General features: G+C 69.2%; 21 protein-coding genes. 15 read left to right on the top strand and 6 right to left on the bottom strand.

The window, feature by feature from the left end; all coding sequences use genetic code 11:
• Positions 1-6: 6 nt before the first annotated feature.
• The 10 genes from ACYQ78_RS09455 (at position 7) to ACYQ78_RS09410 (ending at position 8,641) form a co-directional block, all read left to right on the top strand.
• Positions 7-717: an SDR family NAD(P)-dependent oxidoreductase gene (locus ACYQ78_RS09455; RefSeq protein ID WP_459800363.1), complete on the top strand. Its 711-nt coding sequence runs from the start codon at positions 7-9 to the stop codon at positions 715-717.
• Positions 714-1,859, top strand: coding sequence for a galactonate dehydratase (gene dgoD, locus ACYQ78_RS09450; protein ID WP_459800362.1), 1,146 nt, complete (start codon positions 714-716; stop codon positions 1,857-1,859). Before ACYQ78_RS09455 ends, dgoD begins: the two co-directional genes overlap by 4 nt.
• A complete protein-coding gene (locus ACYQ78_RS09445) occupies positions 1,853-2,671 on the top strand; it encodes a hypothetical protein (RefSeq protein WP_459800361.1) in 819 nt (272 codons plus the stop codon). The genes dgoD and ACYQ78_RS09445 overlap by 7 nt, the downstream gene beginning before the upstream one ends.
• A complete protein-coding gene (locus tag ACYQ78_RS09440; protein ID WP_459800360.1) occupies positions 2,671-3,288 on the top strand; it encodes a bifunctional 4-hydroxy-2-oxoglutarate aldolase/2-dehydro-3-deoxy-phosphogluconate aldolase in 618 nt (205 codons plus the stop codon). Before ACYQ78_RS09445 ends, ACYQ78_RS09440 begins: the two co-directional genes overlap by 1 nt.
• Complete coding sequence (locus ACYQ78_RS09435; protein WP_459800359.1) at positions 3,285-4,217, top strand: sugar kinase; 933 nt, start codon at positions 3,285-3,287, stop codon at positions 4,215-4,217. Before ACYQ78_RS09440 ends, ACYQ78_RS09435 begins: the two co-directional genes overlap by 4 nt.
• The gene (locus tag ACYQ78_RS09430) at positions 4,217-5,041 is read left to right on the top strand and encodes an SMP-30/gluconolactonase/LRE family protein (RefSeq protein ID WP_459800358.1); all 825 of its coding nucleotides are present in this window, start codon (positions 4,217-4,219) and stop codon (positions 5,039-5,041) included. Before ACYQ78_RS09435 ends, ACYQ78_RS09430 begins: the two co-directional genes overlap by 1 nt.
• A gap of 348 nt (positions 5,042-5,389) precedes the next feature.
• Positions 5,390-5,788: a hypothetical protein gene (locus ACYQ78_RS09425; protein ID WP_459800357.1), complete on the top strand. Its 399-nt coding sequence runs from the start codon at positions 5,390-5,392 to the stop codon at positions 5,786-5,788.
• A gap of 57 nt (positions 5,789-5,845) precedes the next feature.
• On the top strand, positions 5,846-6,166 hold the full coding sequence (locus tag ACYQ78_RS09420) for a hypothetical protein (RefSeq protein WP_459800356.1): 321 nt from the start codon (positions 5,846-5,848) through the stop codon (positions 6,164-6,166).
• Positions 6,167-6,903: 737 nt separating this feature from the next.
• The gene (locus tag ACYQ78_RS09415) at positions 6,904-8,130 is read left to right on the top strand and encodes an NAD(P)/FAD-dependent oxidoreductase (protein WP_459800355.1); all 1,227 of its coding nucleotides are present in this window, start codon (positions 6,904-6,906) and stop codon (positions 8,128-8,130) included.
• A 175-nt stretch (positions 8,131-8,305) separates the two neighbouring features.
• Positions 8,306-8,641: a helix-turn-helix domain-containing protein gene (locus ACYQ78_RS09410; RefSeq protein ID WP_459800354.1), complete on the top strand. Its 336-nt coding sequence runs from the start codon at positions 8,306-8,308 to the stop codon at positions 8,639-8,641.
• A gap of 293 nt (positions 8,642-8,934) precedes the next feature.
• On the opposite strand, the gene ACYQ78_RS09405 is transcribed toward ACYQ78_RS09410, so the two are convergent.
• Positions 8,935-9,531, bottom strand: coding sequence for a ClpP family protease (locus ACYQ78_RS09405; protein WP_459800353.1), 597 nt, complete (start codon positions 9,529-9,531; stop codon positions 8,935-8,937).
• Positions 9,528-10,115 (bottom strand): ClpP family protease, encoded by a 588-nt coding sequence (locus ACYQ78_RS09400; RefSeq protein ID WP_459800352.1) that lies wholly within the window; start codon positions 10,113-10,115, stop codon positions 9,528-9,530. The genes ACYQ78_RS09405 and ACYQ78_RS09400 overlap by 4 nt, the downstream gene beginning before the upstream one ends.
• Positions 10,116-10,785: 670 nt before the next feature.
• Here ACYQ78_RS09400 and ACYQ78_RS09395 point away from each other — a divergent pair.
• The gene (locus tag ACYQ78_RS09395; RefSeq protein ID WP_459800351.1) at positions 10,786-11,193 is read left to right on the top strand and encodes a hypothetical protein; all 408 of its coding nucleotides are present in this window, start codon (positions 10,786-10,788) and stop codon (positions 11,191-11,193) included.
• 229 nt (positions 11,194-11,422) lie between these two features.
• Here the strand turns inward: ACYQ78_RS09395 and ACYQ78_RS09390 are convergent, their stop codons facing one another.
• Positions 11,423-11,995: a TetR/AcrR family transcriptional regulator gene (locus tag ACYQ78_RS09390; protein WP_459800350.1), complete on the bottom strand. Its 573-nt coding sequence runs from the start codon at positions 11,993-11,995 to the stop codon at positions 11,423-11,425.
• Positions 11,996-12,081: 86 nt separating this feature from the next.
• Between ACYQ78_RS09390 and ACYQ78_RS09385 the strand changes: the two genes are divergently transcribed.
• The gene (locus ACYQ78_RS09385; RefSeq protein ID WP_459800349.1) at positions 12,082-12,534 is read left to right on the top strand and encodes an anthrone oxygenase family protein; all 453 of its coding nucleotides are present in this window, start codon (positions 12,082-12,084) and stop codon (positions 12,532-12,534) included.
• 15 nt (positions 12,535-12,549) lie between these two features.
• Here the strand turns inward: ACYQ78_RS09385 and ACYQ78_RS09380 are convergent, their stop codons facing one another.
• Positions 12,550-13,245, bottom strand: a complete 696-nt coding sequence (locus tag ACYQ78_RS09380; protein ID WP_459800348.1) for a phosphotransferase — start codon at positions 13,243-13,245, stop codon at positions 12,550-12,552.
• A 120-nt stretch (positions 13,246-13,365) separates the two neighbouring features.
• Here ACYQ78_RS09380 and ACYQ78_RS09375 point away from each other — a divergent pair, with 120 nt between their 5' ends.
• Positions 13,366-13,869: a SigE family RNA polymerase sigma factor gene (locus tag ACYQ78_RS09375; protein ID WP_459800347.1), complete on the top strand. Its 504-nt coding sequence runs from the start codon at positions 13,366-13,368 to the stop codon at positions 13,867-13,869.
• Positions 13,866-14,636, top strand: coding sequence for a hypothetical protein (locus ACYQ78_RS09370; RefSeq protein WP_459800346.1), 771 nt, complete (start codon positions 13,866-13,868; stop codon positions 14,634-14,636). The genes ACYQ78_RS09375 and ACYQ78_RS09370 overlap by 4 nt, the downstream gene beginning before the upstream one ends.
• A gap of 784 nt (positions 14,637-15,420) precedes the next feature.
• Here the strand turns inward: ACYQ78_RS09370 and ACYQ78_RS09365 are convergent.
• Entirely contained in the window at positions 15,421-15,657 is a 237-nt protein-coding gene (locus ACYQ78_RS09365) for a hypothetical protein (protein ID WP_459800345.1), read from the bottom strand.
• A 163-nt stretch (positions 15,658-15,820) separates the two neighbouring features.
• Between ACYQ78_RS09365 and ACYQ78_RS09360 the strand changes: the two genes are divergently transcribed.
• Entirely contained in the window at positions 15,821-16,501 is a 681-nt protein-coding gene (locus ACYQ78_RS09360; RefSeq protein ID WP_459800344.1) for a response regulator transcription factor, read from the top strand.
• Here the strand turns inward: ACYQ78_RS09360 and ACYQ78_RS09355 are convergent, their stop codons facing one another.
• Positions 16,502-17,800, bottom strand: a complete 1,299-nt coding sequence (locus ACYQ78_RS09355) for a HAMP domain-containing sensor histidine kinase (RefSeq protein ID WP_459800343.1) — start codon at positions 17,798-17,800, stop codon at positions 16,502-16,504. It lies immediately after the preceding gene.
• Positions 17,801-17,841 lie beyond the last annotated feature (41 nt).

The following is a 17,841-nucleotide window of genomic DNA, read 5'->3' as shown; positions in this document are numbered from 1 at the left end:
GAAGGCATGGGACGAGGACTGTTGTCGGGGAAGGTCGCCGTGGTGACCGGCGCCGCGTCGGGGATCGGCGCGGCGGTGGCCGAGCGGTTCCGGTGTGAGGGCGCCCAGGTGATCGCCGTGGACGTGGCCGGTTCGCCGACGATCACCGGTGACGTCTCCGAGGCGGCGACCTGGCGGCGGGTGGCCGACCTGGCCCGCGCCGAGTTCGGCCGCCTTGACGTGTTGTTCAGCAACGCGAGCACGGTGGTGCGGGCCCCCGCGCACGAACTGGCGGAAGAGGATTGGGACCGGCAGATCGCGGTCAATTTGAAGGCCACCTATCTCGCGGTCCACGAATGCGCCGGATTGCTTCGGGAGAGCAGGGGCGCCGTCGTGCTGACCTCCTCCGTGCACGCCCTGGTGGGGATGCCCCGGCATCCGGCCTACGCCGCCGCCAAGGGCGGGCTGGTGTCGCTCGGACGTCAGCTCGCCGTGGAGTACGGCCCCGACGTGCGGGTCAACACCGTGCTGCCCGGCCCGATCCTGACCCCCGCCTGGGAGGGCGTCGGCGAGGAGGACCGCAGGCGCAGCGCCGCGGCCACCGCCGCCGCCCGGTTCGGCCGCCCCGACGAGGTGGCCGCCGCCGTGGTGTTCCTGGCGTGTGACGAGAGCTCGTACATCACCGGAACCACCCTGGTCGTCGACGGCGGCTGGACCGCGGTGAAGGACTCGGCGTGAAGATCACCAGAATCGAGACGTTCCTGGTGCCGCCGCGCTGGCTGTTCTGCCGGGTGGAGACCGACGACGGCGTGGTCGGCTGGGGCGAGCCGGTCGTGGAGGGACGGGCCGAGGTCGTGCGGGCCGCCGTCCACGTGCTGGCCGAGTATCTGGTCGGCCGTGATCCGCTGCGCATCGAGGACCACTGGCAGGTCATGTCCACCGGCGGTTTCTACCGGGGCGGGCCGGTGCTCTCCAGCGCCCTGGCCGGTCTCGACCAGGCGCTGTGGGACATCGCGGGGAAGACCTACGGCGTTCCCGTGCACGCCCTGCTCGGCGGGCACGTCCGCGACCGCGCCCGCGTCTACGCCTGGACCGGCGGCGACGAACCCGCGGAACTCGCCGACGGCATCGCCGCCCGCGTCGAGGCGGGGTTCACCGCCGTCAAGATCAACGCCTCCGGGCGGATGCCCGCGCTCGCCGGTCCCGGCGACGTGGCGGGCGTCGTCGACCGGATCGCGGTGGCGCGCGAGGCGCTCGGTCCGGGCCGTGACCTGGCGGTCGACTTCCACGGACGGATCGGCGCGGCCGACGCCCGCCGCATCCTGCCGCTCATCGCGGAGTTCCATCCGCTGTTCGCCGAGGAGCCCGTGCTGCCCGACCGGCCGCACCTGCTGCCGGGTGTGGTGGCGGCGAGCGGTGTGCCGGTGGCGGTGGGCGAGCGGCTGTACTCGCGGTGGGACTTCCGGCCGGTGCTGGAGGCCGGGGTCGCCGTGGTGCAGCCCGACCTGTCGCACGCCGGAGGCATCTCCGAGACGCGGCGCATCGCCGCCCTCGCCGAGGTGTGGGACGCCAAGCTCGCCCCGCACTGCCCGCTCGGCCCGCTCGCCCTGGCCGCCAGCCTCCAAGTTGCCTTCGCCGCCCCCAACTTCCTCATCCAGGAGCAGTCCATCGGCATCCACTACAACCAGGAGGCCGACCTGCTCGACTACGTCACCGACCCCGAGGTGTTCCGCTTCACCGACGGCTACGTGGCCCGCCCCCTCGGGCCCGGACTCGGCGTGGACATCGACGAGGCCGAGGTCAGGCGCGTCGACAAGGTCGGTCACGCGTGGCGCAACCCGGTCTGGCGGCACGAGGACGGCGCGGTGGCCGAATGGTGATCCCGCTGTCGGCCGGCTTCGACCTCTCTCTCGGGGGCCGGTGGACGTCGCTGTCGGGCGGAGGGCGGGAGTGGCTGTGGTCCCGCCACGATCCCGCACGCGGGGTGGTCGTTCCGGGGTCGGCGTTCGTGGACGTGGGGGGTCTGGAGGAATGCGTCCCGACGGTCCGTGGCGTGCCCGACCACGGCGACGCCTGGAGCAGACCCTGGACCGGCACCCCCGCCCGCGCGACGGTTACGTGTGACGGCTTCGACCTGATCCGCACGATCGGAGACGAGGCCGGGGCGGTGGTGGCCACCTACCGGTTGTCGGCCGACCCGGGCTTCCGCTTCGTCTGGTCGGCGCACGCCCTGCTCGACCTCAGTGAGAAGGCCCGGCTGGTGGCTCCCGAGGGCACCCCCGTGCGGATCTATCCCGAGGCCGCGCCGCTGCTCAACACCCCGTGGCCTGATGGCACCCCCTACCTGGAAGGGCACTGGCCGGACCCGTTCGGGGTGGAGCTCAACCGGCTCGGCCCCGCCGACGGCTCTGCCGCCGGGGCGGTGCTGCGGTGCGCGTCGGTCCGCGTCGAGGACGAGATCGACCTGCTCGACCTGCGCGTCGAAGCGCCACCGGGCGTGCCGGTGGGCACCGCGTTGTGGCGCAACCTGGGGGGATTCCCCGACGACACCCCCTATCGGAGCATCGGCGTCGAACCCATGCTCGGCACCGTCTTCGACCTGACGGAGGCCGGTCCCGGCGACGCCGCCGAGGTCCCGGCCTCGGGAGAACTGACCTGGCGGCTGGTGCTGGCCGCGGAACGGATGACCTGATGACCGCATTCCTGCGAGCACTGGCCGACCATCGGCTGCTGGCCATCGTGCGCGGCCCGGACCCCGGCGCGGCCCTGCGCACGGTCGTCACCCTGGCCGAAGAAGGCGTTCGGCTGATCGAGGTCTCCCTGGTCACCGCCGGGGCGCTGGAGGTGATCCGCGAGGCGCGGGCCGCCCTGGGCCCCGATGCCTTCCTGGGCGCGGGCACCGTTGTCACCGGTGACGACGCGCGGCCGGCGGCCGAGGCGGGTGCGTCCTTCCTGGTCACCCCGGCGGTGAGCGAGGGCGTCGCGGCCGGGCGGGCGCTGGGCCTGCCGGTGCTGGCCGGGGCGCTCACTCCTACTGAGGTGGTGGCCGCTCGGGCTTTCGGAGCTACGGCGATCAAGCTGTTCCCCGCCTCTTTGGGTGGTGTACGCCACCTGCGCGCGCTCCGAGATCCCTTCCCTGACGTGCCCTTCGTTCCGGTGGGCGGGGTCGGCGTGGCCGAAGCCGTCGAATATCTGGCGGCCGGTGCGGTCGCCGTCGGCGTCGGCTCGCCTCTCGTCGGCGACGCGGTCACCGGGGGAGACCTCGACGGACTGCGCGCCCGAGTCCGGCGGCTGCGGGAGGTGCTGTGAACGTCGTGACCTTCGGGGAGACGATGGCCTCCCTGCGGGCGGCCGACCCGATCCGGCTCGGCGGCACGATGCGGCTGTCGATCGCCGGGGCGGAGTCCAACGTGGCGATCGGTCTCGCCCGGCTGGGGCACCGGGCGAGCTGGGCCGGACTGGTCGGTGGCGACGAGACCGGGGAACTCGTGCTGCGCACGCTGCGCGCCGAAGGCGTCGACCTGACCTATGCCCGATCCGATGAGCGGGGCCCCACCGGCCTCGTCCTGTTCGAGCGCCGGGTGGGCGAACTGACCCGGGTGATCTACCACCGGGCGGGCTCGGCCGCCTCCCACCTGTCGCCCGATGACGTCCTGCCCGCCCTCTCACCGGCACCGGACCTGCTGCACGTCACCGGCATCACACCCGCCCTAGGCCCGAACCCGGCTGATGCCGTGCGGGCGGCGGTGGCCTCCGGTGTCCGGGTCTGCCTGGACGTCAACTACCGGGCCCGTCTCTGGGACCGCGCGGCGGCGGCCGCGATGTTGCGCCCGCTGGCGTCATCGGTGTCCGTCGTCATCGCCTCCGACGACGAACTCGACCTCATCGCCCCCGCCTCCGCGTCGACGGAGCACGACCGTGTGGCCGCTCTGCTCGACGCGGGCGTGCGGGATGTGATCGTCAAACGCGGCCGGGACGGCGCGAGCGGCCACACGGCGGGGGAGTCCGTTGACGTGGCGGCCAGGAGTGTGCGCGTCGCCGACGTGGTCGGCGCCGGGGACGCGTTCGTCGCCGGATACCTCTCCGGCGACCTCGACGGGCTCGACCTCACCGGACGCCTGGACCGGGCCGTCACCGTGGGCGCGTTCGCCGTGGCCTCCACCGGCGACTGGGAAGGCCTGCCCACCCGGGCGGAACTCGGCCTGCTCGACACGCTGCCCGGATCGGTGCTGCGCTGATGAGAGTCTGGAGCGACACCGGCTGCGAACTGGGCGAAGGCGCGCGCTGGGTCGACGGGCGCCTGATCTTCGTGGACATCCTCGCCGGACGGCTGCTCACCACCTCCGCCGACCGCCCCGGCCTAGCCGAGGAACTCTTCCGGCTGGACGTCCCGCTCGGCGCGGTGGCCCCCCTCGAGGGGCGGCCGGGACGCTGGATCGCCGCCGCGGGCCAGGGCTTCGCGCTTCTCGACGAGGCGACCGGGGCCGTCGACTGGATCGACCGGCCACTCCCGCCCACCTCGCGGATGAACGACGCGGTCTGCGACCCGGCCGGGCGGTTCTGGGCGGGGGCGATGTCCTACGACGCGACGCCGGGTGCGGGCGCGCTCTACCGGGTCGACCCGGACCTGCGGGTGACGGAGGTCCTCACGGGGCTGACCATCCCCAACGGCCCCGCGTTCACGGCGGACGGCCGGACCATGTACCTGGCCGACAGCGCCGAAGGCCGCATCTACCGGCACGACGGCGACCTGGACGTGTTCGCGTTGGTTCCGGAGGGCAGCCCCGACGGCATGACCGTGGACGTGGAAGATCACCTGTGGGTGGCGATCTGGGGCGCGGGCGAGGTGCGCCGGTACGCTCCCGATGGCCGTCTCGACCGGGTGCTGCGGGTACCCACCCCGCAGCCGACCAGCGTCTGCCTGACCGACAGGAAACTGTTCGTCACCACTGCTGCCTACGGCCTGCCCTCGGCCGGTCCGGCGGGTGCGGTCTTCGCCGAGGACGGCCTGCCCCACGGCCGTCCCGCGAACCGCTTCCGCCTCGACGCCGCTGGACGGTGAGTCCGGCTGTGTTCCCGGCGATCGGTGTTGCCTTCCCGTAGGGCCGGGCCTCTCCGATGGCGTCGCGGCAGAGCCCTGGTCGGCGGTGAGAACCTGCCGGGCGGAGTAGGCGCACTATGAGGCACCCACGGTGGCGGTCCGGCCGAAGGGTGCAGGGCCGGAGACCCTTCGGAGCAGGAGCCGACCTCCTCCCCGCCTTCGTCGCGCGCCCATCTGAGGAACGATTCCTCGGCCTCGCCCCATCCAGGCGGAAGGTCTGGGATGGGAGCCGAATAGAGCCTCCTCCCGCGCACTGGGACGTGAGAATGGTGATTCGCGTCTAGTGTCAAAACCTCCCGTGGAGGAACGATGACCGTATTCACGCGGCCCTGCGACGATGGCGGCCTAGAGATCACCATCAAGCTGACGGCGGCCGAAGCCGACGAGGCGCCACTGATGGCGGAACTGTTCGACACTTACCTGTGGGCCCTGGGCATGCTCCGAACGGGGAGCAACTCTCGCGATCCAGGCTCTCCTCCACCCATTCCAGGAGACTGGGCGAGCGCGTTGCACAGTGCCGAACGGCTTCCCGCGCGTCTGGACGGCATCCGGGTCGCCGCCATCCGCGCCTTCATGGCCGCGGGAGGCAACGCCGAACGACTGGCCGGCGTGCTACGCACCGATCCCTTTGAGGCCAGGAGGCGATGGACTGAGCTGAAGAAGCAGCCTCCGAGCGACTGGGAGCGGTGGGCTCATGGCGAATCATGAGCGAATCTCCGGCCGCCGCGAAGGCACCGACCAAGGTCGATCTGCGCGGGCCGCCTCATGAGTAACGAGGAGCAGGCTCAGGCCGGACAGGAGTTGCAGGACGCCGCCGACGAGTTCATCGGCGCACTCCGGCTCGCCCAAGGGATGGACGAGATCGCCTATACCCGGCTGACGGACGCGATCAAAGCCTTCGGTGCCGCTTGGGAGGCGGAGAACCACCTGCCCAAGTCCGCGGTGAACGCGCTGGTCGGACTCTTCTCCTGGATCGATTCGGCCAGCCACCTCTACGAGGGCGAGGAAGCCCAGCGGATCAGATGGGCCGCGATGGAGGCCGAGACCCTGATCTTCCGCCATGTGGTCCCCGCCCCTGCCGACTAGCTGGTCCTGCAGATCACCTCAACGAATCCTCCGCACGCCAGCAGAGCGGCTCGGAACACCACGGTCGGCGACAGTCGCACGAACGAAGCCCGATCGTCGGCGCCCGGTGGGATCAGCGCGGTGCCCGCAGCGGCTCCCCGCCGGTTCAGCGCGCAGGACCGGCAGGCTGATGGAACCCGCTGCTACTGACCGGCCGGCTCCGGCTAAGAAGTCCTAACAAAATGAGCCTCATCGGCCTCAGCCCGGTGCGGTGAGGTGTGTCACCGGCATAGTCGGCGCAAGACAACGGCGAGCAGCGCGAGTGCCGGAGCGGCGAGATGTGTCACCTGCATCGGCGACGCTTGGCAACGGTGAGTTGCGGGGCACCGGAGCCATTTGTCTGGGCCTCTAAAACTTCAATTCACTACTCTGCCGCCGCGCACCCCCGACCGATGCCGCCTTTCTCGGCACGACCAAGATGCTCATCGGTGCGGCGCCGACATCGTGGACGCCGCAGCGAGGTGGCGTGACCGGCCACTCGGTCTGGACGGCGTCGTCTCGCCGGATTGCCGAGTCGAGCATGAGGAGCCGTCGTTGCAGGCCTCACGGCTTCGGACGACTCAACCCGCCTGCAGCCTGAGCTACCCGAGACCAGGTAGGTGATCAAAGCGACCGCTGCCGGGCGCTCGGCATCGAAGCGTTCATGGGCATCCTCTCGGGTACGAGCAGCTCATGGCACATCAACATCGGCGATCGTCGTGAACCCGCGACCGGTGATCGTGGTCGGTGCGGGACTGGCCGGGTTGGCATGCGCGGTGCGGCTGCATCGGTCGGGCGTGCCCGTCACGGTGCTGGAAGCGTCCGACGGGGTGGGCGGCAGGATGCGCACCGACATGGTCGACGGCTTCCGGCTCGATCGCGGCTTCCAGGTGCTGAACACCGGCTATCCCGAGGTGCCCCGCGTGCTGGACCTCGAGGCTCTCCGGCTGCGTGCCTTCACCTCCGGCATGCTGGTCTTCCGTACGGACGGCGGCAGGGAAAGGATCATGCTGCCGTGGAAGCACCCGCGCCACACCCTCGCCGGTCTGACCGCCGATCTCGGCACCCCGGTCGACAAGGCCGTCCTGGCCGCCATGACCGCACGCGACCTGGCCTTTCCCGCCCAGATGCTGCGTGCGGGAACTGAGCGCACCACCCTCGACGACCTCCGCCACTGGGGCATGTCGCCGGTGATGGTCGAGCGGTTGATCCGGCCGTTCCTGGCCGGGGTGCTGCTGGAACGGGAGCTGGAGACCTCCAGCAGGGTCTTCCACCTGATCTGGCGGTCGTTCGCACGCGGCACCATCGCCGTGCCGGCGCTGGGCATGGGCGAGATCCCGGCGCAGCTGGCGAGCCGTCTGCCCGCGCGGGCCCTTCGCCTGCGATGCCCGGTGCGGGAGGTCAACGGCACAGGCGTGATCTTGGACGACGACAGCGAGCTGCCCGCCGCCGCAGTGGTGGTGGCCACCGACCCGCGCACTGCCGCGACGTTGCTTCCTGACCTGCGCACACCCGCCATGCGATCTGTCACCACCTTCTACCACGCCGCGCCCCGGTCTCCGCTCGGAGAGGCCACCCTGGTGATCGACGCCTACGGCGTCATCGTCGACACGCTGGTCATGACCGACGCGGCGCCCGAGTACAGCACCACGGGTGAGGCGCTCATCGCTACGTCGGTCCTGGGCGTGGCCGGTGACGACGACGAGCCGCGCGTGCGGGAACGTTTGGGGGAGATCTACCGTACGGACGTCCAGAAGTGGCGCTACCTCGCCACCTATGCGATCGCCGAGGCCTTGCCGTCGATGCCGCCGCCCATGCCCCTGCGCCGTCGCGTCCGTCTGGAGGAGGGGCTCTATGTCTGCGGCGACCACCGGGACACGGGGTCGATTCAGGGAGCGCTGGTATCCGGGCGACGTGCGGCCGACGCCGTCCTGAACGAGCTATGACCATGATCATTTAGGTTTCTCGTGGATCGTCGACGCGCTTGAGCGGCTCATTGAACTGGCTCTGCCTGAGCAGTGCCTTGTGGCCGTGACCCGCCATCGTCGTACGGCGGCGGTAGCGGTTGTGCTGTGCGCGAAGCCACCGCGACAGCTGGGCGATGGCTGTTTATGGTGAGGCATGGCCTCCTCTGTTACGCCGCTGCGGCGGGTGAGCGATCGAAGCGAGCAAGAGCCCGCACGTGAGCCGCTATGGCGACAGGCGCTCGGTGAGTGCCTGCGGGAGATCCGCCACGAGCGGGGCGAGAAACTCGCCGAGACGGCGCTCCGCGCCGGGGTCTCGCCGCAGTACCTCTCCGAGATGGAACGGGGCGTCAAGGAGCCGTCGAGCGAGATGATCGCCGCAGTCGCCGGAGCCCTGGGGGTCACCCTGATCGATCTCACCTCCGCCGTGACCGACAACCTGCGGGTGGCCCAGGGCGGCCCGGCTGCGGGGGCCACGCTGCTGGCCGCTTAGAGGTCCTCACACACTGACTCCGGTGCCCGGCAACTCGTCGTTGCCAAGCGCCGCTGATGCAGGTGATGCATTTCGCCGCACCGGCGCCGGATTCAGCCGACTTCATTTTGTTAAGAGTCCAAAGAGGTCCTGACAAAATGACCCTGGCACTCGGGCTGCTCGCCGTTGCCTTGCGCCGACCATGCAGGTGACGCACCTCGCCGCAAGGCGGCGCTGAGACCGGTGATGCTCATTTTGTTAGGAGTTCTCAGCGCGGCCCGGCGGCCTGGACTCCGCAGCGGGCCTTCCCTCTTTCAGGTGCGTGAGTTCTCCTCGACGATCTGGTCGAGGAGGCCGTATTCCATCGCCGCCGTCGCGGTGAACACCCGGTCGCGGTCGGTGTCGGCGCGTAGCGTTTCGACGGTCTGGCCCGTGTGGCGGGACAGGATGCGCTCGATGTCGGCCCGGACCCGGACGACCTCGTCGGCCTGCAGGATGAGGTCGGGGATCGCGCCGCGTCCCGAGGCGGCCGGCTGGTGCAGGACCACCCGTGCGTGGGGGAGGGCGGACCGTTTCCCTTCGGCGCCCGCCGCTAGGAGCACCGCGCCCACCGCGATGGCCTGGCCGACGCAGGTTGTGGCGACCTTCGGGCGGATGTAGCGCATTGTGTCGTAGATCGCGAGCATCGCGCTCGGGTCGCCGCCTTCGCAGTTGATGTAGAACTGGATGTCGGCGTCGGGATTGTCGGACTCCAGGAAAATCATCTGCGCGATGAGCGCGTTCGCGACACCCGCGTCGATCGCGGTGCCCAGATAGACGATTCGCTCGGTTAGTAGATGTGAATAGACGTCGAGAATGCGCTCGCCACGTGAATTGCGGGCGATGACATTGGGAATCGTGTAGCTGCTCATCGGGCCGCTCCTTCGGTGACGCCGAAACCGAGTCGATGGGGGGCGAGTGGCGCGATCTCGCCGAAGTCGCTGACGATCGAGTCGATGAAGCCGTAGTCGAGCGCCTCCTGCGCGGTGTACCAGCGGTCGTGGAGGGAGTCGTCGAAGATGCGCTCCACGGGCTGGCCGGTGTCTGCGGCGATGAGGCCGAGGACCGTGTCGCGGGTGTGGCGCAGGTCGCTGGCCTGCAGTTCGATGTCGACGGCGGTGCCGCCGATCCCGGCCGACCCCTGGTGCATCAGCACGCGCGCGTGGGGGAGGGCGCGGCGTTTGCCCCGGGCACCCGAGGAGAGCAGGAACTGGCCGGCGCTGTAGGCGATGCCCAGCACCAGCGTCGACACATCACATGGGATCAGCCGCATGACGTCACGGATCGCGAGCATCGATGGAACCGACCCACCCGGTGAATGGATCCACAAGGCGATATCCGCCGAAGGGTCCTCGGTGGCGAGGGTGATCAGCTGGGTGGTGAGAAGGGTGCCGTTGTCGTCGTCGAGAGGTCCGTCGAGAACGAGCGTTCGCTGCTCGTAAAGCCGACGCCGCAAATGTGCGTCGAACAAAGGGGCTCTAGATTCTTCGCTCATGCGTCCATCATGTGAGGCCGCCCGCTGCGAAATCGACCCGATCCGCCTGCGGCGGATCCGCTCAGAGCAGCGTGCCTTATTTCAATCGGATGGGCACTCGCTGACGAGAGGCTGCGGCGACTCGTCCTCTCACCGAAGCCATCCGGGCGCATGTGGCCCCCGTGGCCGAGGCCTGTGGTCGGGTTCGGGGACGTCGTCATGCCCTGTACTTCCGCATTCGATCGATCCGGCCGCACCACGCCGGGAGCAGTTCTAGTATCCGCTGCGACGTAGGTGTCAGCCCGCTGCTCGTAGTCGCGCTGGCGATGGGCACGCTGCCCCGCGTGGTGATGTCGACTGGCTGGAGGCTCGCGCCGCCGCCGGCGACTCCAACTGCTGCGATTCCGCCGGCTCGGGAGGCTGGATCAACGTTCAGTGAGTTGATGGTCGACGAGGCTGCTGACATGCGGCTTTCAGCCTAATTTCAGCCCAAGGAAGGAGGGCGATTTCATCGGTGCAGCTCAACGTGGCCCCCTTGACTTGAGTTCGTGGGAATTCCTGCCCGGCCTTGTCCGGCTACGGCGGCCTCATCAGAATCGGTTCAGTCTTCAACTAACTGGTCGGAGGCTCACCTGCACGGATGAGGAGAGGCATGAAGCGCACCATCTTCGTACTCATCGGCGTCCTCGGCGCCATGCTCACCGGCATCAATCCCGTGTCCGCGGCCACCGACTGCTCCGCTGGCGGGTACACGCGGGTGTACAACAGCTACATCCCCACCAACATGCAGCGAGGGGCCATCGACGGGCGCAGCTACAACATCGGTGGCGCGTTCACGTACGACTACGAGATCTGCCTCGACATCCCGGACACCTCGACGTTCACGATCGAAGTGCGGATCTGGAACAACGGCACGCAGACCACCTTCGTGGACGACCGGCCCGGTGACAAGGTCTTCCACTACTCGCTCGCTCCGAACAGCTTCTGGCAGGTCTACGGCACGATGACAGGGCCCGGTAGCACCTACCTCTACTACGGCTGGTACGAGAAGCGGCTCTAGTCGCAGCGCCACTGAGCTTAAGAGGTCATAACAAAAATGCCCCCGGCACTCGGGCTGCTCGCCGCTGCCTTGCGCCGCCAATGCAGGTGACGCACCTCGCCGCACCGGCGCCGAGATCGGTGATGCTCATTTAGTTAGGAGCTCTGAAAGGCCCGGATTCTTGGCGGTGCGGAAGGTCTCCTGTTGGTGCAGGGGGCCTTCTGTTTTTGCGCTACCCGGCCATCCCGGATCATCCGGCGGCCTGGCTGCCGAAGCGGGTGGCGAGTTCGGTCACGCGGCGGGTGCGGTGTTCCGGGCGCATGCGTCCGGCGCGTTCCAGCAGGCTGATGCCGTGGAGGGCGCCCCAGAAGAGTTCGGTCGCGGTGCCGTCGCCCTCGTCGCCGATGGTCTCGGCCAGGACCGCGAATCCCGCGCGGAGGTCGGCGTCGGTGTCGTCTTCGGCGAATCGTGCCTCGATGGGTAGTTGGAACATGGCTTCGTACACGGCTGGGTGTTCACTGCCGAAGTCCAGGTAGGCGACGGCGACGGCCTCGATCGCATCCCGCCCCTGCCTGCCGCCGAGGGCGGCACGGCACAGCCGTGTCAGCTCGACGAAGCCCTCCATGGCGACCGCGAGCATGATCTTCGACTTGCCGCCGGGGAAGTGGCTGTAGAGCACGGGCTGGGTGTAGCCGATGGTGTCGGCGAGATGCCGGGTCGTCACCGCGGCCCAACCATCGGCGTTGGCGCGCTCGCGGGCGGCGTCGAGGATGCGCCGGCGCCGTTCGTCGGTGCGTTGCTGACGTGGCGTCTGGTCTGCCATCGGGTCTCCCCTTGCGGTGTCTGTGTTCCGGATCTATGTTAGCACTGCTAGGTTTTCTAGCGCCGCTAGACCTGAGGAGAATTCCCATGACATCCGGACTCGCCGTCATCGCCACCACCGTCGTCGGCCTCATGGTCGGGGTCGAGTGCGCGGTGGCCTTCGTCATCAACCCGATCGTGCTGCGTCTCCCCGCTGGTGCGTCGCTCGCCGCCCGGGCTGATGGTGGGCGCATGCTGGGGCGCGCGATGCCGTTCTGGTACATCGGTTCGCTGATCCTCACCGCCGCGCTCGCCGCGGTCACCTGGGGTACGGCGACCGCCACGACGGCCCTCGTCGCCGCTGTGCTGCTGGCGCTCAGCGTCGTCATGTCGATCGTTCTGCTGGTGCCGATCAACAACCGGTCGAAGACGTGGACCGCCGACGACCACCCCGCCGACTGGCGTGAGCAGCACCAGCGCTGGGACCGGCTGCACTACGTCCGCGTTGCGATCATCGTCGCCGCCTTCGTACTCGTCGCGGTCGCGGCGACGACGCTCTGAAACGAGCCGTGACGCTCAGGTGAGGGCTGCCTCGAAGGCCTCGCGGTGTTCCGCGGTGAACGCGGCTTCCCGAAGGCTCCACGCGATTCGCCCGCGATCGTGCCGGCGTCGACGAGTGTCGCTCTGGACGACTGGATCTCGGCCCAGAAGCATGCGTTGCGGGCCTGAGGTGTCGAGCCCATAGGCGTCCGCGAGGAGTCGTACCTGCGCGGCTTGGCGCTCTACCGACTGCGTCTTCTTGGACGAGATGCACCAGGTCCAGGCGGCATACCCCACATCCTCGAGAGGGTCGCCTGGAGCGGCGGTGTCAAAGTCGATCCAGGCCACCGGCAGTCCGACTTGGAAGACGGCGTCGTTGGGTCCGGCGTCGTGGTGACACACCACCGGCCGGTGCCCGACCAGAGCGGATCCACGTGTGGCATCGTGCATCGATCTCAGCAGGCGACCGGCGGCGGCGATCTGGGCGTCGTCCCAGACCTGAAAACGCGAGGGGACCTCGCCGGGGATGTAGCCGAACAGATCCGCATCGCCGTCCCGGCCGAGATACCGGGGCGCACCGCCGAAACCTCGCTGCTCGAACAGGGCGAGAAGCGCCGCCACGAACTCCGAGGAAGCGCTTGCGGGCCGACGCACGGATGCGCCGACACGCATGATCCCTCTCGTCATCCGACCTCCCGTCAGCGCGACTCCTTCTGTCTCGGGGAACGTCATCACGAATCTGCCCCCTTCACCTCCAGCATGGGTGGAAAAGCCTCCCGTTGGGGTCAACCCGGAGCGGGTGACGCGGCGTGTCCAGTGTCGGCAGACATCCGGACTGAGAAGGGAGCGTGGGTGGACGCGGATTTCGCGGACTTCGTCCGTCGCCGGGGCGATCACCACCTGAGGACCGCCGTGCTGCTCACCGGCGACTGGCACGCGGCGGAGGATCTCGTGCAGGCCTCGCTCGGCAAGTTGCTCACGGCCTGGCCCCGGCTCGACACGGCCACCGAGCCGGACGCCTATCTGCGCCGGATCATGGTCAACACGCATCGGTCGTGGTGGCGGGCACGGTGGCGGCGGGAGATCCCGCGGGCCGAACTGCCGGAGGTGGCCGCCTCCGGTGACCTGTCGGAGGGCAGCGCGGTGGCCGAGGAGGTGCGGGCCGCGCTCAGGCGGCTGCCCGCTCGGCAGCGGACCGCGTTGGTGCTGCGGTTCTTCGCCGATCTGCCCGAGGCCGAGGTGGCGGATCTCATGGGGTGTACGGCCGGGACCGTCAAAGTGCACGTACATCGAGGCCTGCGGGCGATGCGGCAGCTCGTCAACCGGACCGAGGACGAAGGGAGTGTGCTCCGGTGAACAACCGACACGAGGAGGATCTGATGCCGGAGAACGAACTACGCACCCTGCTGGTCCAGGCCAGCGCCGACCGGCCGCCGGACATCCGGCTTATGCCGGTCGCCCGCAGGCCCCGCCGGATGTGGCTGCCGGTCGCGGCCGCCGCGGCGGCCGCGACGGCTTTGGTGCTCATCCTGCCCGGTACGACCCCCTCCGCCAACGCCCAGGTGACGGCGGCCGTGGAGACGACCTCGGCGGAGAGCTACCGGATCGAGACGGTGTCCGGGGACAAGACGTTCACGGGCGCCTTCGACCCTGAACAGCGGGTCGGGGTGGTCGTCAGAAACGACGGCGCCGAGACCCGGTTCGTCGGCGACACGGTGTACGGCAAGGACCCCGGCGACCCGAAGTGGTACGCCGGGCCGCGCTTCGACGACGAGCTCAAGCAGGCACCGGCCTCGGCCGGGCTGGTGAAACTCCTGCCCCTCGACCCGCCTGCGGCCCTGGCGAAACTGCGCGCGGCCACCGAGGTGACCGAACAGGGGCCGGTCGCGGATGGAACCCGCTACGTCTTCACCCTGGCCGAAGGGGTGTCGGGGGTGGTCGACATCGACGCCCAGGACCGCATCCGCCACCTGGAGATCACCTTCGCCGACGACCACACGACCGCGATCGACTTCCTCGATTTCGGTACGGACGTTTCGGTCGAGGCGCCGCCACAGGACCAGATCGAGACCGAGCCCAGAGACAAGACGGACCACGCGGGGTCCAAACCCGTCAAGCCGTAACCGGAGAGAACGCACGGCACCGACGAGCGTGTGACCCACCGGAAGCGGGCTGCCCTCGTCGCGCAACCAGGTGGTGCGGCGGCACTCGCGCCACCAGGAACAGCACCTTCCCGAAACCCGGCCAAGTTCAGCCCTTCCGGCGGCGACGTATCTGCGGGAGTCGGCCGATGAACTCGTCGGCGGCGTACTGCCAGCGTGTCCACGATGACGCCGTCGGTGTCGATCACCATCCGCCGGCGCGATGTCCATGTCGGTTCCCATCGGCATCCCGCAGGTCGTCGATGTCGACCACGCCCGACGCCCTTTCGGGCCATGGGCATTCAAGCTGCAAGGGCACATCTGCGCGGGGTCGCCGCTTTCCTCGGGACTTTCGTCGTGGCGGTGGCTTCGCGGTAGGGGAGTCCCTTTCGACTCCGGATCGGGACCCCGATGGGGGAGAACAGCGTCGAGACGTCTGGCGTCCGGACCGGATGTTGCTCAGGGCGCGCGCGGCGTCTCTGGGACCCGCCGTTCAGGGATGGACGGACACCACCTGAGTAGGTCCAGTCGTTGATCGAGGAGAAGTCTCGTTTAGAAATCTACTTTGTAAAGGCGCCCGGTTGTTTGCATTCTCCTCCACCGAAACAAAAACCCCCAACGACACGGGGGCCTTGATTCCGGTGGAGGAGTCGTCCAGAGCAGATCGACAAGCATCCGCCACAGCTCCCAGGGCGCTCTCTGACGGGTTCGGGTGGCCGATGCGTACAAGAAGAACGCACCGGCCACCCCACTGGGTCAGCCTGGCTCAGTCGTCCTGGGTCTCTTTGTCGGTGTCGGCCTGGCCCTTGTCGTCGTTGGTTTCCTGGTCTTCCGGGCCCTCGGCGGCCTCGTTCGCCTCCGGGGCGGTGTCGGCGGGAGTGCTGGTCGAGGTCTGGGGCGGAGCGGGGGTCGGGGTCCCGGCTGAGGCGAAGGCGGCGGCGCTGCCGCCGGCGATGAGGAGGGCGGTCGCGGCCAGGCCGGCGAGGACGGCGGGTTTTCGCATGGAGTCGGCTCCGTGTGTTCGGTGTGTTCTGACGGGTCCCAGCCTGCGGAAACGTCGGACAGCGTCAGGCTCGCGCTCTCCTATCTGAGGGTTAACTCTTCGTTGCCGCGCGCGGTTGTTCGCTTTATGTCGCCGGGTCGGGGGCGTGCCTACGCTCGGGCGCATGGCAGGTACGCATGTCCTGGTGGTCGAGGACGATCCGGTGATCGGTGCGGAGTTGGCCGAGGCGTTGGACGTCAACGGTTACGCGCCCGCGTTGGCCAGGAGCGGCGAGGAGGCGATCGGCAGCGTTCAGGTCACGACGCCTGATCTCGTGCTGCTGGATCTCGGGTTGCCGGGGCTCGATGGCGTGGTGGTGTGCCGTCGGTTGCGGCTGGCGGCGCCTGATGCGGTGATCGTGGTGTTGACGGCTCGTACCGATGAGCTTGATGTGGTGGTGGCTCTGGAGGCGGGGGCGGATGACTATCTGACGAAGCCGTTCCGGATGGCGGAGTTGCTGGCGCGGTTGCGGGCGCATCTGCGGCGGCAGGCGGTGGTTCCGCAGGAGCGGGTGCTGAGTGTGGGGGCGTTGCGTCTTGATCTGGCGGCGCGGCGGGTGTTCCTCGATGAGGTCGAGGTGGCGTTGCGGCCGAAGGAGTTTGATCTGCTGGCGGTGTTGGCGGGTAGGGCGGGGGAGGTGGTCACCCGGGAGGAGTTGATGGATCGGGTGTGGGATGAGAACTGGTTCGGTTCGACGAAGACTTTGGATGTGCACGTGTTCGCGTTGCGGCGCAAGTTGGAGGAGCCGGGTGGGGTGCCGCGGATCACGACGGTGCGTGGGCGGGGTTACCGGTTCGAGCGGTGATCAGGGTGTGGCGGGGAGGAGCAGGCTGAAGGTCGGTGGTCGTTCGCGGTGGAGGAGGAGGCGGCCGCCTTCGGCTTCGGCGAGGGAGCGTGCGAGGGCGAGGCCGATGCCGTGGCCGTCGCGGGGGATGCGGCCGAAGATGTCTTGTCCTTCGGTGATGCCGGGGCCTTGGTCGCTGACGTTGAGGGCGATGCCGGGGCCGACGTCGGTGATGGTGACGAGGACTTCTCCGGCGCCGTGGCGGAGGGCGTTGTCGAGGAGGACGAGGAGGATCTGGCGTACGGCTGCGGGGGAGACGCGGACGACGGGGAGGTCGGTTTCGTGCCGGATGGTGAGGCGGCGGCCTTGGTCGGCGAGGAGGCCGTGCCAGTCTTGGCGGATTTCGTCCATGAGGGTGGGGAGGTTGAGCGGTGGGTTGGTGCCGTGGGTGTCGCGGGCGAGGGTGACGAGGTCTTCGATGATGGTCTGGAGGCGTTCGCCTCGGGCGAGGGCGTTGGCGATGGCTTCGGTGCGGTCGGTGGTGGGGCGGGCGAGGGCTGATTCGAGGCCGAGGAGGAGTCCGGTGAGGCCGGTTCTGAGTTGGTGGGAGACGTCGGCGCTGAAGGCTTTTTCGCGGGCGAGGACGTCGCCGAGTCGCCGCGCGGTGGTTTCGAGGGCGACGGCGGCTTGGTCGGCTTCGAGGAGGCCGGATCTGGGGGCTCGTACGGTGAAGTCGCCGTCGCCGAGGTCCTGTGCGGCGCGGGTGAGGCGTTCGAGGGGTGTGGCGAGGCGGCGGGCGAGGTAGACGGCCATGGCTGCGGCGGCGCCGAGGGCGATGGCGGCGAGGAGGCCGAGGAGGAGCCAGGCTTGGTGGATTTTCTCTTGTGCTTCTTCGTAGGGGGTGGCGACGCGGACGGTGATGGTGATGCCTTCGTCGGAGGGGATGGGCGCGCTGACGGCGATCTGGTCGTCGGCGATCTGCTGGTGGGTGCGGCCGTCTGCGCTGGTGGCGGCGAGGGTGGAGGTGGGTGGTCCGGCGCCGAGGAGGCGTTTTCCCTGGACGGTGTAGACGCCGACGGTGAGTTCGGTGGAGATGTCGGCGGGGAGGGTGAAGGGGAGGTTGGGGTTTTTGCCGATGTCGTCGGGGATAGTGGCGGCGATCCATACGGCGTCGCGTTGGAGGGCGGCGGTTGCCTGGTCGCGGTAGAGGCGGTCGACGAGGACGGCGAGTGGTCCGGCGAAGAGCAGGACCGCGAGTGCGGTGACGGCGACGATCGCGGCGAGCGCGCGGTGGCGTAGCGGTGTGCCCTCCCGTGTCATGTTGGCATCGTTGCAGGTGGGAGGTTAGGGAGGGGCTAACC

The organism is Herbidospora sp. RD11066, assembly GCF_054661255.1.
The sequence above is the reverse complement of the archived record's forward strand: the minus strand, read 5'-3'. Positions and strand labels throughout refer to the sequence as shown.

Excerpts from the sequence above, each read along its gene's own strand:
- ACYQ78_RS09455 (WP_459800363.1), top strand. The coding sequence starts at position 7 with ATGGGACGAGGACTGTTGTCGGGGAAGGTCGCCGTGGTGACCGGCGCC.
- ACYQ78_RS09445 (WP_459800361.1), top strand. The coding sequence starts at position 1,853 with ATGGTGATCCCGCTGTCGGCCGGCTTCGACCTCTCTCTCGGGGGCCGG.
- ACYQ78_RS09440 (WP_459800360.1), top strand. The coding sequence starts at position 2,671 with ATGACCGCATTCCTGCGAGCACTGGCCGACCATCGGCTGCTGGCCATC.
- ACYQ78_RS09430 (WP_459800358.1), top strand. The coding sequence starts at position 4,217 with ATGAGAGTCTGGAGCGACACCGGCTGCGAACTGGGCGAAGGCGCGCGC.
- ACYQ78_RS09425 (WP_459800357.1), top strand. The coding sequence starts at position 5,390 with ATGACCGTATTCACGCGGCCCTGCGACGATGGCGGCCTAGAGATCACC.
- ACYQ78_RS09420 (WP_459800356.1), top strand. The coding sequence starts at position 5,846 with ATGAGTAACGAGGAGCAGGCTCAGGCCGGACAGGAGTTGCAGGACGCC.
- ACYQ78_RS09410 (WP_459800354.1), top strand. The coding sequence starts at position 8,306 with ATGGCCTCCTCTGTTACGCCGCTGCGGCGGGTGAGCGATCGAAGCGAG.
- ACYQ78_RS09405 (WP_459800353.1), bottom strand. The coding sequence starts at position 9,531 with ATGAGCAGCTACACGATTCCCAATGTCATCGCCCGCAATTCACGTGGC.
- ACYQ78_RS09395 (WP_459800351.1), top strand. The coding sequence starts at position 10,786 with ATGAAGCGCACCATCTTCGTACTCATCGGCGTCCTCGGCGCCATGCTC.
- ACYQ78_RS09390 (WP_459800350.1), bottom strand. The coding sequence starts at position 11,995 with ATGGCAGACCAGACGCCACGTCAGCAACGCACCGACGAACGGCGCCGG.
- ACYQ78_RS09385 (WP_459800349.1), top strand. The coding sequence starts at position 12,082 with ATGACATCCGGACTCGCCGTCATCGCCACCACCGTCGTCGGCCTCATG.
- ACYQ78_RS09380 (WP_459800348.1), bottom strand. The coding sequence starts at position 13,245 with ATGACGTTCCCCGAGACAGAAGGAGTCGCGCTGACGGGAGGTCGGATG.
- ACYQ78_RS09365 (WP_459800345.1), bottom strand. The coding sequence starts at position 15,657 with ATGCGAAAACCCGCCGTCCTCGCCGGCCTGGCCGCGACCGCCCTCCTC.
- ACYQ78_RS09360 (WP_459800344.1), top strand. The coding sequence starts at position 15,821 with ATGGCAGGTACGCATGTCCTGGTGGTCGAGGACGATCCGGTGATCGGT.
- ACYQ78_RS09355 (WP_459800343.1), bottom strand. The coding sequence starts at position 17,800 with ATGACACGGGAGGGCACACCGCTACGCCACCGCGCGCTCGCCGCGATC.